This is a genomic window from Peribacillus sp. TH16 (genome assembly GCF_016651095.1).
GTDB classification, from domain to species: domain Bacteria; phylum Bacillota; class Bacilli; order Bacillales; family DSM-1321; genus Peribacillus; species Peribacillus butanolivorans.
Genome location: NZ_JAEKEM010000002.1, coordinates 2,068,521 through 2,083,357, shown reverse-complemented (window position 1 = coordinate 2,083,357; position 14,837 = coordinate 2,068,521). Strand labels below are relative to the sequence as shown.

The 14,837-nt window shown below is 31.8% G+C and carries 6 protein-coding genes and 1 pseudogene; all 7 read left to right on the top strand.

The features are described from left to right. Nucleotides 1-91 precede the first annotated feature (91 nt). The 7 genes and pseudogenes from JFV29_RS10050 (at nt 92) to JFV29_RS10020 (ending at nt 14,805) form a co-directional block, all read left to right on the top strand. Nucleotides 92-379 (top strand): transposase, encoded by a 288-nt coding sequence (locus JFV29_RS10050; protein ID WP_201182941.1) that lies wholly within the window; start codon nt 92-94, stop codon nt 377-379. 480 nt (nt 380-859) lie between these two features. Then, nucleotides 860-1,549 (top strand): 4'-phosphopantetheinyl transferase family protein, encoded by a 690-nt coding sequence (locus tag JFV29_RS10045; protein WP_201182939.1) that lies wholly within the window; start codon nt 860-862, stop codon nt 1,547-1,549. Nucleotides 1,550-1,563: 14 nt separating this feature from the next. Beyond that, a complete protein-coding gene (locus tag JFV29_RS10040) occupies nt 1,564-2,223 on the top strand; it encodes a hypothetical protein (protein ID WP_201182930.1) in 660 nt (219 codons plus the stop codon). An 18-nt stretch (nt 2,224-2,241) separates the two neighbouring features. After that, nucleotides 2,242-9,780, top strand: a complete 7,539-nt coding sequence (locus JFV29_RS10035) for a non-ribosomal peptide synthetase (protein ID WP_201182928.1) — start codon at nt 2,242-2,244, stop codon at nt 9,778-9,780. A gap of 11 nt (nt 9,781-9,791) precedes the next feature. Continuing rightward, on the top strand, nt 9,792-10,058 hold the full coding sequence (locus JFV29_RS10030; RefSeq protein ID WP_190270362.1) for a phosphopantetheine-binding protein: 267 nt from the start codon (nt 9,792-9,794) through the stop codon (nt 10,056-10,058). A 26-nt stretch (nt 10,059-10,084) separates the two neighbouring features. Then, a pseudogene (locus tag JFV29_RS31650) lies at nt 10,085-11,637 on the top strand (condensation domain-containing protein); the annotation flags it as partial. Between the two features lie 45 nt (nt 11,638-11,682). Next, nucleotides 11,683-14,805: an amino acid adenylation domain-containing protein gene (locus tag JFV29_RS10020; protein WP_446728241.1), complete on the top strand. Its 3,123-nt coding sequence runs from the start codon at nt 11,683-11,685 to the stop codon at nt 14,803-14,805. Nucleotides 14,806-14,837: the final 32 nt, after the last annotated feature.

Sequence of the window (14,837 nt, the reverse complement as noted above, 5' to 3'; positions counted from 1 at the left end):
ATCTTTATATTAGAAAAATATTCTTACTATGTTAAAGGGAGATATAGAAAATTGGCAGCACTAAATAAATTTAAAAAAGGAGTGTCTATTTATGGGGAAGCACCATGATAAAGATTTTAAAATTTACGCTGCTCGATTAGTATTGGAAGAAGGCAGGAAGCCTAGAGAATTGGCTGAAGAGCTTGATATTTCTATACCAACTTTACGAAATTGGATCAATACCTATAAAGAAAATAACGAACAGGGCTTTGAAGACGCAAATAATGTTTCTTCGGAGCTTAGATTGACAGAAGAAAAGGACAAAATAATCAAAGATCTAAAAGAAGAGAACGAGATTTTAAAAAAGGCAATGTATATTTTTACGAAACAACCAAAATGATTCTTAACCATAAAGGATCGGATATTGAATATATACGACATTACGAAAAACCATATTTTATTTTTTTCACAAAATTAAAGTGGAAAAAAATAAAATATGGTTTTTTGTTGTTTAGTAAGAAAGCAATCAATTTGATTTTTGATGTTTTTTGATCTGTTGACTATCCATAAATTATTAAACGAACTTATGAAAAAGAAATTTTTAATCACAAAATTCGCACAAAAAATGTTATGAAAATACTCTTTTAGAGAAAAAAGTTCGAAAAATTGGTAAAGTTGCTATGTATTGTAGAAAATTTACAAATTTTTAATAGACTCTGTAAAATTGTTGTGATAAAGTGTTATCGATAATGATAATAGGTAACAATTCATCCATAAAAACCATTTATTGTATAAAAAGTATAACCTTTATGTAAGAAAGTGGATGAAAAGTGAGGACTTTTTCAGTGATTCTAACAGTTGAAGAGGAGGAATATAGTAATTGATTGAATATTTTATGAATAGAAGCAATATTTACAAATCTTTCATCAAGTTTTATGAATCAACTTCAGTTAATTTGGAATATGCTGATGAAATATTCAACGAACAAGAATGGAAATATTTAAATTTGCAAAAGGGAATCAAAAGAATCATAGAAGCAAAGAAAAGTTTATACTGTGGAAAATTAGCAATTATGGAATTTCTAGATATCGGTTTGAGTGAAATAAAGAATATATCCCTGTTGAAAGGTGTCTTTGGACAACCGGTTATTGTTAATAACCTATTACCGTCAATTAATTTAGGGATTTCCATCACACATACAGATAAAACTTTCGGAATATTAATTTTTGATCAATTACATCCAATGGGAATTGATATTGAAACTAAAACGAAAACTGATTCTGAATTTTTAGAGACATATCTAACAGAATGTGAGAAAAAGCTGATTAAGGAAAGCAATGGTGTTTTAAGTAAAGAAATTTTCTTTAGTGCAAAAGAAAGTTTATCAAAAATACTAAAAACAGGATTAACATCTCCACTTCAAATCTATGAAATTTCGAAGTTTGATATTAAAAATAATAGTATTTCACTTTTTTATGAAAACTTTACTCAATACAAATCAACTGTTGAGCTCGTGAAAGATGAAATAAGAAGCGTTACATTTCCAGTAAATTCTAAAAAAATAAATTAATAGGGGAAATATCAATGGAATTAAAAATGGAATCAAATGCGCAAGGTAAAAGTAATAACAAACTAGCACAATTTCTTTTTAAAAAAGAGGGAAAAGTTTACAAATTAATAATATCTCTATTAATGCTTAGTTTAATTGCTGGTATCGAAACAACACTTTTATTATATTCTGCAGATCAAAAAGGGATGAGTGTTTTAAATGGCATGTCCATTTCTGAGATAGGGGCTATGAATTTTGTCATTAATACAATTGTAATGGGGTCTTTAGGATTATTGGTCACATTTATTATTCAAATATTAATTGTATGTCTATTATTTTTAGTTCTAAAGGTAAGACCTGTAAACATAAAAGGGATATGTCAAGCTGTTATAAATGCAGGGATATTCATTGTAGTTGGATCTGGTGTTAATGCAATCATCGCTCTCTTAGTGAAGAGCAAAGAAACAACATTTACTAGTTTAGCTTTACTAGTGCATGATGAAAATTCTTTACTTCACACATTCATGGCAGAGTTTGAACTGTTTTATATTATTAGTTTAATTGTATTTAGTTATAGCTTAGAAAAATTAGCACTTATTAAAAGGAAAAATGCATTAATCATAACAATTATCATAGCCTTAATTTCTTTAGTTTTTCATATGTTGACGGTCGCATCAGGCACATATTTAAAATAATGGGGGAAAACAGTGAATATGAATTCTTTAGTATATTTGTTTGAAGAAAGTGTAAGAAGACATGAGGATAATATTGCGATAAGAAATAAGGATAAGCACTTTACATATAAAGAAACGAATATCTTAGCAAATAAAATGGCAATGTACTTAAAGAATAAAGGGATAAAAAAAGGAGACAATGTTGGGATTTATATTGAAAAATCCGAGTATGTTTTATTTTTAATAGTAGCATTACTTAAATTGGGTGTAACCTATGTACCAATTGACCCTAAAAGTCCGAATAAAAGAGTAAAACATATTATAAAAAATTCAGAATTAAAGTTATTAATAGGGGACATAGGTAAGATAAACGACAATGATTGTGATTATTTAACAATTGATGAAGTGATAGAGAAATCAAAAGATATGACAGGTGATAATTCAAACACATTAGTTGACCCTAAGGATCCAGCCTATATTATTTTTACCTCTGGCTCTACAGGTGATCCTAAAGGAGTATGTGTGTCACATGAAAATGTTATGAACTTGTTTTTAGGATGCGAGGATTTGTTCGACCTTAATAATAAAGATAAATGGACATTTTTCCATTCCTACGCATTTGATTTTTCCGTATGGGAGATGTGGGGTGCATGGATTTATGGCGGAGAAGTTGTAGTGGTTTCATTTGAAGAAAGCCGAAATCCAATATCATTTGTTGATTTAATGGTACGTACACAAACGACAATTTTTAATTGTACTCCAAGCGCTTTCTTCGAGGTGAGTGAAGAAATCATAAATCGTCAAAATGAATTGAATTTAAAATACATAATTTTTGGTGGAGAAGCATTAAACTTCAAAAAGTTGACCCATTGGTTTTCACTAGAAAATAGTAAGTTACCAAAACTAATAAATATGTATGGAATAACTGAAACTACCGTTCATGTAACATACAAAGAGATTGAAAAAAGTGATGTTGAAAAAGGGATTACAAATATCGGAAAAGTCTTGCCACACCTTGGGTTTAAAGTAATAAATCAACTTGGAGAAGAAGTAACTTCAGATGAAGAAGGCGAGTTGTATATTTCAGGAAAAGGTGTTTCGTTAGGTTACTATAAAAATATCATAATGAATGAGAAGAAATTTACATATATTGATAACGTTCGTTACTATAAGTCCGGGGATGTAGTGAAAGTTTTAAATGATGATGAACTTCAATATGTTTCCAGGAATGATGAGCAGGTCCAGTTAAGAGGTTTTAGAATTGAATTAGGAGAGATAGAGAGCGCGTACAACAATGTGAAACACATCAAAAATGCTGTTGTTACAACGGATACAGCATTTAACGATGATATGCATTTATTTTTATACTATGTTGCGGATGAAGAATTAGCTGCTGACTATTTGAGGGAAAGTGTAAGAAGCTCGTTGCCAGCTTATATGATCCCAAGTTTTTTTATCAAGATAGAAAAAATTCCTTTAACTGTAAATGGGAAACTAGATAAATTATTATTACCCAAAGTAGATAGTAAAAAAGATTGTGAAACTACCTCTACTACTGAGAGTCTGGTAGTAGATGAAAAAATAAGTGAGAAAGTAAGAGAAATGGTTGTAAGTATTATAGGTAATGAGGCTATAAGAAACAATCAGTCACTACTTGAAAGTGGAATGAACTCATTATCGATAATGAGATTAATTGTCAATATAAAAAATCTATTTAATATCGAGTTTGCTCCATCAGAGATGTTGGAAAACGACACGATTACAAAATTATCCAAAGTTATAGAAACTCGGAAAAATGAAGAGGAAAAGCAAGAGTATATACCTATAAAAATAAATGATACGAGAACATACCCTTTATCATATGAGCAAGAAAACTTGTGGTTTATTCACCAAACAAATGTAGACAAATCCTTATATAACATAGTTTTTTCTTATGAAATATCAGGAGGAGTGAATAAAGGAAATCTGGAAATATCGTTAGATAAGATGAGCAGGAAACATCATATTTTAAAAAGTGTGATTCAAGAACAATCTGGAAAAGGTATCTTAGCTTTTGATGAGTCGACTTATCATTTTATTAACTACTTTGATATTTCGAATATTCCTTTAGACAAAAAGGAAGAAAAAATAAATCAATGGGTGAAAGAAGAAACGGAACGACAATTTGATATAGAAAATGGTCCTCTATTGTCGGTTACATTAGTGAAGACAAACGAATGTGAATATCAATTGATATGTAATATCCATCATATTATTTTTGATGGTTGGTCGATTCCATTAATGATCAACGACTGGTTTGCTATTTATGAGGAAATCGAGAATGGAAAAAAGAATGATTTAGATAACAGATCTATTCAATATGGAGATTATGCTTTATGGCAAAAAACCTCACCAAATTATATAAGTAGCAAGGACAACGAGTTCTGGAGTAATGAAATAGCTACAATGCGTCAAAAGTCCCTATTACAATATGATTATCAAAAAACAGATGATAGTAAAAATACTTCCGATATTATCAGCTTTTTATTACCAAAAGATATTCAAAAAAATCTTGAAGATCTTCACAAAAGAACAAAATCAACCTTGTTTATGAGTTTACTAACCGCATATCAAACCTTTTTATCTGTATATTTTGATGAAGAAGAAGTTGTTGTAGGAAGCCCATTGGCGAAGAGAAACAATGTCGATACGGAACAATTAATAGGTTATTTCGTTAACACCTTGCCCTTTAAAATTAATGTTTTTCTGGAAGATTCATTTGAAGAGATTTTGAGAAAAAATATAAAAAATATAACAGCTGTTTTTGACCACCAAAATTTACCGACAGAGAAAATTTTGAAACATTTATCATTAGATAGGACCATAGATTCAACGCCTTTGTTCGATACTGTTTTTGTACTACAAAATAACCAAAAAGAAAAGTTAACATATAAAACTTTAAAATTAAAACCTAAAAAAATTAATGCATTTAAAGCAAAATTTGATTTGGTTGTACAAGTAGAAGAATTTGATGATGCATTAGTCATTTCTTTTGAATTTAACAAATCATTATTTAATAAAACTACGATTCAAAGAATGGCTAACAATTTTCAACATTGGCTGCAAGAAATTACAACGCAGGATGACAAGCAGCTAAGGGATTTGTCTTATTTAGAGCCCGCACAGTTTCGAACAATAATTGAAATGAGTACAAGTAAAGTAAATCTGGAAATAATGGATGATCATCACTTTGAAGATGTAATTACTAGGTTTGAGAATAAAGTAAAAACAAATTTCGAAGATATTGCCATTGTTCATGGCGATGACGAAATAACATTTGGCGAGCTAAATGCTCGTGCAAATCAGATTGCACATCACTTATTCCGAAACCATGTTGGTATAGAAGATAAAATTGGTGTTTTTATGGATCGATCAATTAATATGGTTACGGCTATTTTAGCCATTATGAAGGTTGGAGCGGGATATGTACCTTTGGACCCATCACAACCAGAGTCGCGACTAAAACACATGATTGAGGATTCTCAAATCATGTATTGTTTGAGTAACGATGAGGGAATTTCAAAATATCCTGGCGAAGAAAGTAAGCTAATATTGGTCGAAGAAATACTAAAGCAACAAAAAAGTGAAGTAGAAGAGTTCCATTCTATACGAATTTCGAAAAATAATTTAGCCTATATCATCTACACTTCAGGAACAACAGGAAAACCTAAAGGGGTCATGATTGAGCATGGTGGATTAGCAAACCTCTGTGACTGGCATATTAATCATTATTCTGTTTATGAAAAAGACGCAGCAACACTAGTTTCAAATACTTCTTTTGATGCTTCTGTTTGGGAGATATTCCCGTATTTAACAAATGGGAATAAACTCGTGATACTAGATTACTATGATTTACTTGATGTAGAAATCCTTTCAGAGAAGTTAGAAAAAGAGAGTGTCTCACTCGCATTTTTTTCAACGGGGTTGCTTGAGCAATTATTTATTAACGAAATGAAATTTCCAAAATCAATAAGAGCTGTTTTGACAGGTGGAGATCGTTTAAAAACGATACCTAATCGCTTGAGCTTTGATTTATATAATAATTATGGGCCAACAGAAGGTACTGTTGTTTCAACATCATATAAGATACTTCCAAGTGACGATACAGTGATTCCCATTGGAAAGCCTATCTTAAATGTAGAGGCATTCGTATTTAATTCTGGAATGAAGCTTACTCCTAAAGGGCAAATAGGTGAACTGTATATTGGCGGTAAAGGTATTGCAAGAGGATATATAAATAATACAGAGAAGAACCTTGAAAGTTTTATTCCAAATCCGTTTAATCACTCTAAGAAACTATATAAAACTGGGGATTTAGTTAAGTATACAGAAGATGGGAATTTACTATTTGTAGGTAGAGTGGATGACCAAGTGAAAATACGGGGATATCGAATAGAACTAGGTGAAATCAATGCTGTTCTTAAAAAATGTACAGGTATAAAGGATTGTTTTATCACAGTAAAAGATGAATCTAAATTGAAGAAATTTATTATTGCGTATTATATTTCAGACAATGACTTGGAAGAAGATCATATCCGTGTATATATGAAAAATCATCTTCCTCATTATATGATTCCTGCTTACTTTATTAAAATGAATTCTTTTCCCCTAACAGTTAATGGAAAAGTGGATATAAAGAGCTTGCCAGATCCAAGAACTAATCAGGAAGAGACTAACAAAAAAAGTGTCATTAATGGCACGGAACAAAAATTGTTAAATATATGGAAAGAAGTGCTGAATAATCAGGAAATAACTATCTTTGATAACTTCTTTGAATGTGGAGGAGACTCCATCCTAAGTATTCAAATTTGTTCACTTGCAAAGAAAGAAAATCTTTTTATTACTTCAAAAGACATCTTTGAAAAACAAAGCATTGAAGAACTGGCAAAGGTTGTGGAATTGAAGGGCGATTTAACAATAAACCAGTCTGATGTTTTTGGAAAGGCATCATTTACACCCATTCAAAGTTGGTTTTTCTCTCAACAAATTGATAATTATAATCATTGGAATCAATCTGTAACGTTAAAAGGCTACCCGCTAATGAGTGAGAAAAAGCTTCAAAAGATCATGACACATATCGTTAAACATCACGATGGGCTGAGATCAAGGTTTGATAGTAAAGAAGCATTTTCAAAAGTTGAAAAGAATGTGAACCACAACGAAATGTGGAGTACAAAATACGTAGATCTATCAAACATGAATAAGGACTTACAAGAACAAGAAATTTCTAAACTCGAGAACGTTGCACAGCAGGGTATAAATATTTCAAACGGGCCACTGATGAAAATTGTTTGTATAAAAACAGACGAAGATGAGCATACAATCATTTGGATTATTCATCATTTAATTGTTGATGGGGTTTCTTGGAGAATCTTAATCGAAGACTTTGATCGATTATATATTCAAGATATCAACAATCAAGAACTAAAACTGGATAACAAAACAACATCATTTAAAGAATGGGCAAACAAACTAAAAGAATATAAAAAGAGTATTCCTGTAGGTATTAAAGAGTACTGGCTAAACGAAAAAAGTGAAGTGTATGAAAGCCCATTAGTTAAAACAGAGAATGTATACGATGGAAGATCATTTGAAATGAAGCTAAATAAAGAGATCACAAGCAAAATCTATAATCAAATGACAAGAGCTTATAAAGCATCTATTGATGAACTCTATTTATCTCTGTTTGCTAGGATAATCGGGAATTATTTCAATAAAAAAGATATTCATTTTACTTTGGAGGGACATGGTCGCGAAGAATTATTCGACGATGTCGATTTGTCTAGAACAGTAGGATGGTTTACGACGATGTGCCCGGTTTATCTAGAAAATACAGAATCATTGTCAAAAACGATTCAAGTTACAAAGCAAAAGTTAAGAGCTTTGCCTAATAAAGGGATTGAATATGGAATTATAACAGAACTATGTGGTGAAACACATGTGAAACAAAATAAGCCAATTATTAGTTTTAATAATTTAGGTAGGTTTCATCAAAGCAATCAATTAGTTGCGAAGGAAGTTATCTTTTTTAGTGAACAAGATATTCAACATAACTCCTATACTGAACATGAAGTAGATATTGAATTACTTGTAGTAAATGATGAGCAAACTATAAAAATAAATTACAACAGACATTTTGCAAGAGAAGATTTTGAGAATTATATAGAAAAAAACTTGCTGGAATTGCTACGAACATTAGAAGCAGAGACAAAATTGAAAGAATCAACGTATTTGTCGGAAGACTTTCCATTAGTAAAAATGCCTGAAGAGGAACTTAACCAACTCCTAATCAGCGAATCACGAATTGTTGATATTTATGATCTGACTTCTCTACAAAAAGGGATGTTATATCATAGTTTGCTTGATAGTGAGAGCAGCCAGTATAAAGTACAACTCATTTTTGATATCAAAGGTTGTTTGGATGTCCGAAAATTAAAGAATGCCATTAAAACAATAGTAGGGAAACATGATATTTTAAAAACCAAATTATATTCAAGTAGAAAAGGAATATTTTATCAACTATTAATGAGTTCTCTAGATATCGAAGTTCAATATGAAGAAATGAATGATCATCATGTGATGCTGGAAAAGTTGTTAGCAGATCAATACAAGAGCATAGATATCGAGAACAATAGGTTAAATAGCTTCATGATCGTTAAGCTAGCGGAGAATGAGTACCAATTAATATGGACATTCCACCATATTATTATGGACGGTTGGAGCTACTCGATGGTGATTAATGACATTTTTAATACTTATCATTCAAAAACACCTTCTTCATCCGTGAGTACCTCATTTAAAAAGTATGTTGAATATATGAAAGATTATACGAAGCATAAAGAACTACAAGAGTATTGGGCGGAGAAACTGCAAGATGTTCAAGTTCCAGGGCCTAGTTTAACAGGAGCATTAGTAAGCGAGGAATATATTGAGAATTGCTACTTGAAAGTATTAGATGAGGAATTGAGTACTTCCATTCAACGATTCTGTCAGGAAAATAAGATTACCATTAATACTCTCTTTCTAACTATTTGGCTTGCTACATTAAAGGAAGTAAAAGGAACAGATAATGTGTGTTGTGGAGTAGTGACATCGGGTAGAAATATCCCCGTTGAAAATATTGAGATTATGGTTGGTCCATTTATCAATACTGTCCCGTTTATTAAGAAAATCACCCAAGAGAAGTCTTACAAGGAACTACTAAAAGAAGTTCAAAAAGAGTTTTTAGAATTAAGTGCCTATGAAAATACACCATTATCAGATATTTATGAGTGGGCGAACGCTAAAGATCACTTGTTTGATTCTTTGTATGCTTTCGAAAATTACCCAATGACACTACCTAGTACTAGTGAAATCAAGGTGAGTTTGAAAGAAGGAAGGGAAACAACGCATTATCCAATCGTCATTATCATTACTCCTGGTTCAAGTGTTCAAATTAAGTTTAATGAGACAGTAGTCAATCCGAAGTTAAGGTCATCAGTCATTTCGGTATTTAATCAACTACTCAATGAAATGTTAGAAAAAATAAAAGTTAAGTGAGGCGAAGATATATGGAAACTACCATAGTCGTTAAGGAAAGGTTAATTGAGGAAAAGCTTATTGGATTTTGGAAAGAAATTTTAGATCAAGAAACCCTTAGTACAGATTCTAGCTTCTTTGATTTAGGAGGAAACTCTCTTTTAGCAATGCAGTTTATTCAAATGGTGAAGAATAACATGGGAGTAAAATTACCAATCAAAGTGATGTTCGAACAATCGACTATTAAGGAACTTTCAGTACTCATCAAACAACTAGATGATATTAATAAGTTAAGTTGAATGGAAAAGAATTGAGGTGATTTCCTATGAACAGGAAAATTAGTGGAACAGAAGAGAAGCTAGTAAACATGATTTCAAATGTTATCGATCCTCTTAAAATAACACTGTTAGAAAACATAAATGAATTGTTAATAACAAATGAAAAACATCATGAGTTTTTGTCTTCAATAAAAAGAGAGTTTGGTATTCAGTTAACACCTGAGATTATTTCAAGTCAATCGAATATTGAAAAGTTAGCGAGTTTCATAGATATGCTTCTCAGTATGAGAGAAGACGAGGAAAACAAACCTTTCAAACGAGGAGAAAGTGAAGGATTACTTTCGCATAATCAAGATCGAATGTATCTGTTTGATAGACTCGAGGAAAAGAAAATGCTTTATAATATGCCATTTAAATTTATTTTAAATGGCGTAGTAGATATCGATGCCTTACAACAGGCACTAGATATTATGATTGAACGCCATGAAACTTTGCGGACGAATTTTAAAGGTGAAGAACATCAAATTCTTCAGTTCGTTATGAAAGATTGTCGTAGTGTAATAGCATATGAAGACTATCGAAAAGTAGACCCCGAAGTGATTAACTTAAGGGTTGCCTCCCATCTAAATGAAGAAATGAAAAGATGTTTTAATCTAGAAAATGATCCGTTATTTAATATGAAGCTATTTCGAATTGAAGAAAAAAATATTATTTAGTATGTAATTTTCACCATATTATTTTTGATGGAGTATCGTTTTTGACATTTTTCGAGGAGTTAATGGGGATTTATGAATTGATTCAAACGGGACGGATTGAGGATATTCCCCCTATTGAAATGCAATATTTAGATTATGCTGCCTGGCATAAGGAGTGGGTCAAAGAGAGCACGCCCAGTCAAAGAAAGTTTTGGGGAAGTTATTTGAATCAAGAGGAAGAAGTATTAGAACTTCCATTTGACTTTCAACGCCCAAAATCACCTTCTTATTCAGGTGACAGATTAGAAATGGATATAACGGATGAACTTCGTTTATTGATAGACACGATTTTAAAGAAGAATGGTATAACTTTATATACTTTTATGATGACCGCTTATCAAGTGTTTTTAAGTCAGTATACCGGGAAGAATCAAATCATTGTCGGGAGTACCGTCGCAAACCGAGGCCAAGAAGAATTTGCTCGTACAGTGGGCTGCTTTGTTAATACATTACCTTTTAAGTTAACAGTAGATGATACACAATCATTTCACACCATCTTAACCAGAAATCGTAAGTTGATTTTGGATGTATTAGAACATCAGGCTTTTCCATTTGAAAAAATTGTTGAGATCATTAATCCAGACAGAGACTTGAGTTATTCTCCATTGTTCCAAACAGCTTTGGCAATGGAAGAAAGCTTCGATGGAAACTTTAGCAATTCATTTTTCACTCTTGAAAAAGATAAATTCGACATTCCTTTTTCAAATTATGATCTTACTATAAAAGTAAAGGGTTCTCAAAAGCTAGTACTTGAATTCGAGTATTCTGATGAACTATTTCATCGGGAAACAATCGAAAGACTCATGAAGAGTTTCGAAAAATGGTTATTCCAAATTTGTCAAAATACAAATATTCCTATTTGTCATTTAGATTATTTAGATGACAGTCAAATGAATCAATTATTATCTGAGTGGCAAGGTGAAGTTTCGGATACATATCAAAATGAGACAATCATCTCCATTTTTGAAAGGATCGTAGAGAACCATTCGAACAAATTAGCCGTTACTGATAATGGAGAAAGTATAACCTATCTAGAATTAGATGAAAGATCAAATGTGATTGCAAACTTGGTTAGAAACCATATGAAGAATGGTTCAAATAAGGTAGGTCTGCATGTATACAGATCTATTGATATGGTAATCAGTATGTTGGGGATCATTAAAGCTGGATGTGCATACGTACCGCTTGATCCTATGCTGCCAACTGAAAGATTAGAATATATCATTAATGATTCGAAAATAGATATATGTATTACGAATCAAGAAGAAGAACCTGAGATTAAAAAGATAGCAAATGTGATAAATCTTGAATCCGTAGATTACATAGATACAGAAAGCTTTTCTAAATTGCTTGCACCTTCAGATTTAGCTTACATTATTTATACTTCTGGAACTACAGGAAAACCGAAAGGGGTCATGTTATCTCATAGAGGTGTAGTGAATTTAGTAATAAGTCAAAACAAATACTTACAACTTAATGAGACATCAAAGGTATTACAATTTGCTACCTTTAATTTTGATGCTTCTATATACGAGATATTTGGAAGCTTATTAAATGGTGCAGAGTTGCATATCGGAAATAATAAAGAGGAAATGTTTGATTTATTCGCACTTGAAAATCAAATCATAAGTGAAAAGTTAACGCACCTTGTATTACCGCCGGCGGTATTACAAGAGCTAAATATAGAGGATTCTGATGTGACGTTCGTTGGTTCAGCGGGGTCAGAATGCCCAATAGACTTGCTAAATCGATATCAAAAGATAAACTTTTATAATGCGTATGGCCCGACAGAATACTCTGTATGGACTACATTCGAAATGTTTAAGGCATTTGAAAACAATAGGATTCAAAATAATAAAGTATCGATAGGTAAACCAATACTGAATACTAACATTTATTTATTAAGTCCTGAGCAAAAGCTTGTCCCAATAGGTGCTACTGGTGAAATATACATTGGTGGTGAAGGGTTAGCAGTTGGATATGTTAATAATGATGATTTAACAATAGAGAAGTTTATTGAACACCCTTTTAAAGTTGGAAAGCGTTTATATCGTAGTGGTGACCTTGCAAAATTCACGAGCAATGGCGAGTTGATTTTTCTAGGGCGCAAGGATAATCAAGTGAAAATAAGAGGATTTCGAGTTGAAGTTGATGAGATTTCGGTCACTCTCAGCACGTATCCGCAAGTAATTGATTCATTCATTAAAATTCAAGATCAGCCAAACTTAAATAAACAAATAATTGCCTATTTCACATCAAAACAACAAGTCGATTCCAATCAGTTAAAAGCATTTTTAAAAGAGAGATTACCAAATTACATGATCCCGTCATTCTTTATACAAGTGGACAAATTTCCGTTAAACGCAAATGGGAAAATTGATTCAGCTATTCTTCCGGTTCCGGACACTAGAAGTAGTACCGATTTAGAAGTACCTAAGACGAATAATGAGAAAGTTCTTCTTCAAATTTTCAAAAGTGTCTTAGGAATAGATGTCTTAAGTATCCGAGATAACTTTTTTGAACTTGGTGGGGATTCTATTCAGAGTATTCAAATATGCTCTCTAGCAAGACAAGAAGGCATTATCATTAGTCCGAAATCAATTTTTGAAAATCAAACGGTAGCTGAGTTAGCTGCGATTGCGAGAACTGAAAATAAAGTCATGGTTCAACCTATTGATACCAGAGGGAATGTGGAACTGACCCCAATCCAAGAATGGTTCTTTGCAGAACACACGACTGCTATCAGTCATTGGAATCAGTCTATTGTGTTTAGTAAAAATATTTGTGCTCAATTAGAGGACATTGAAAAAATTCTATCTCAGATAGTAGAACATCATGATGGATTGTTAACCCTATTTGAAAACCATAACAATAAATATTTAGGGAATATAGACTCTGATCATAAAACATGGGAGTTAGTCTATAAGGATATTCATCATTTAGATGAGGAAACACGAATAAGAACAAGAGATGAATGGGAAATGACGATACAAGGTTCATTGGACATAAGAAATGGGCCGATAATGAAAATGCTAGTTTTGAAAGAACAATCGAACAAGTATCGCTTCCTTTGGGTAATCCATCATTTATTAGTTGATGCTGTTTCTTGGAGAATTTTACTTGAAGACTTTAATTATCTCCATGATCAAGTATTAAACAATCAAACAGGAAAGCTGGCAACTAAAACTTCATCATTTAAAGATTGGTCAAACTTCTTAAAGAAATACAATGAAACGTTAATGGATTCTAAAACAATCCGTTATTGGGAGCAAAAAATAAAAAATAAAATAGCTGATTTTAAGATAATAGAAGACTTTATAGCAAAAGAAGAAAGAACAATAGAGAAGTCATTTAGTGAAGAAGAAACTGAGTTTTTGATCCATGAATTAACAAGTCAATCTAAAGCAACTGTAGAAGAAGTTTTGTTGTCATTAATCGCAAAGAGTGTGAACAAATCTTTTGAAGTAGAGAATTTTTGGATAGAAGTGGAAGGCCATGGCAGGGAAATAGTAGACGAAACAATAGATGTTACACGAACAGTTGGCTGGTTTACTGCGATGTATCCAATATTATTACATTCAGATGCGACATTTAATAATACGTTAAAAAACACAAAGAATGCAATAAGGGAAATTCCAAATAAAGGTTTTGATTATGGTGTGATCAAGTATTTAAGACCCGGAGTCATCCAGGAGCCAGATATCCATGTTACTTTTAATTATTTAGGAAAATTGGACTCTCAATTTGAATCATCTAATAGCAAGGATTTTGGTGAATTTGAAAATAAACCGAAACTACATTTCCTGGCCTTGATTCAAGACGGAAAACTAACCATAAAGATAATATCAAAATTAGCTAAGAATAAGATAGATCTATTAATAGAAGCTATTGATAAAGTGGTAATGGAAATCGTGGGCACTGAATCTAAACAAAGTTCGTTAATAGAAAGTGATTTTCCAGATGCCATGATTACTGAGGAAGACTTGTTTCATATATTAAATTCTAATAAATGAGATGATTACTAGTTTCCTAGAAGGAAAGAAGT

Excerpts from the sequence above, each read along its gene's own strand:
- JFV29_RS10030 (WP_190270362.1), top strand. The coding sequence starts at position 9,792 with ATGGAAACTACCATAGTCGTTAAGGAAAGGTTAATTGAGGAAAAGCTT.
- JFV29_RS10040 (WP_201182930.1), top strand. The coding sequence starts at position 1,564 with ATGGAATTAAAAATGGAATCAAATGCGCAAGGTAAAAGTAATAACAAA.
- JFV29_RS10035 (WP_201182928.1), top strand. The coding sequence starts at position 2,242 with ATGAATTCTTTAGTATATTTGTTTGAAGAAAGTGTAAGAAGACATGAG.
- JFV29_RS10050 (WP_201182941.1), top strand. The coding sequence starts at position 92 with ATGGGGAAGCACCATGATAAAGATTTTAAAATTTACGCTGCTCGATTA.
- JFV29_RS10020 (WP_446728241.1), top strand. The coding sequence starts at position 11,683 with ATGAATCAATTATTATCTGAGTGGCAAGGTGAAGTTTCGGATACATAT.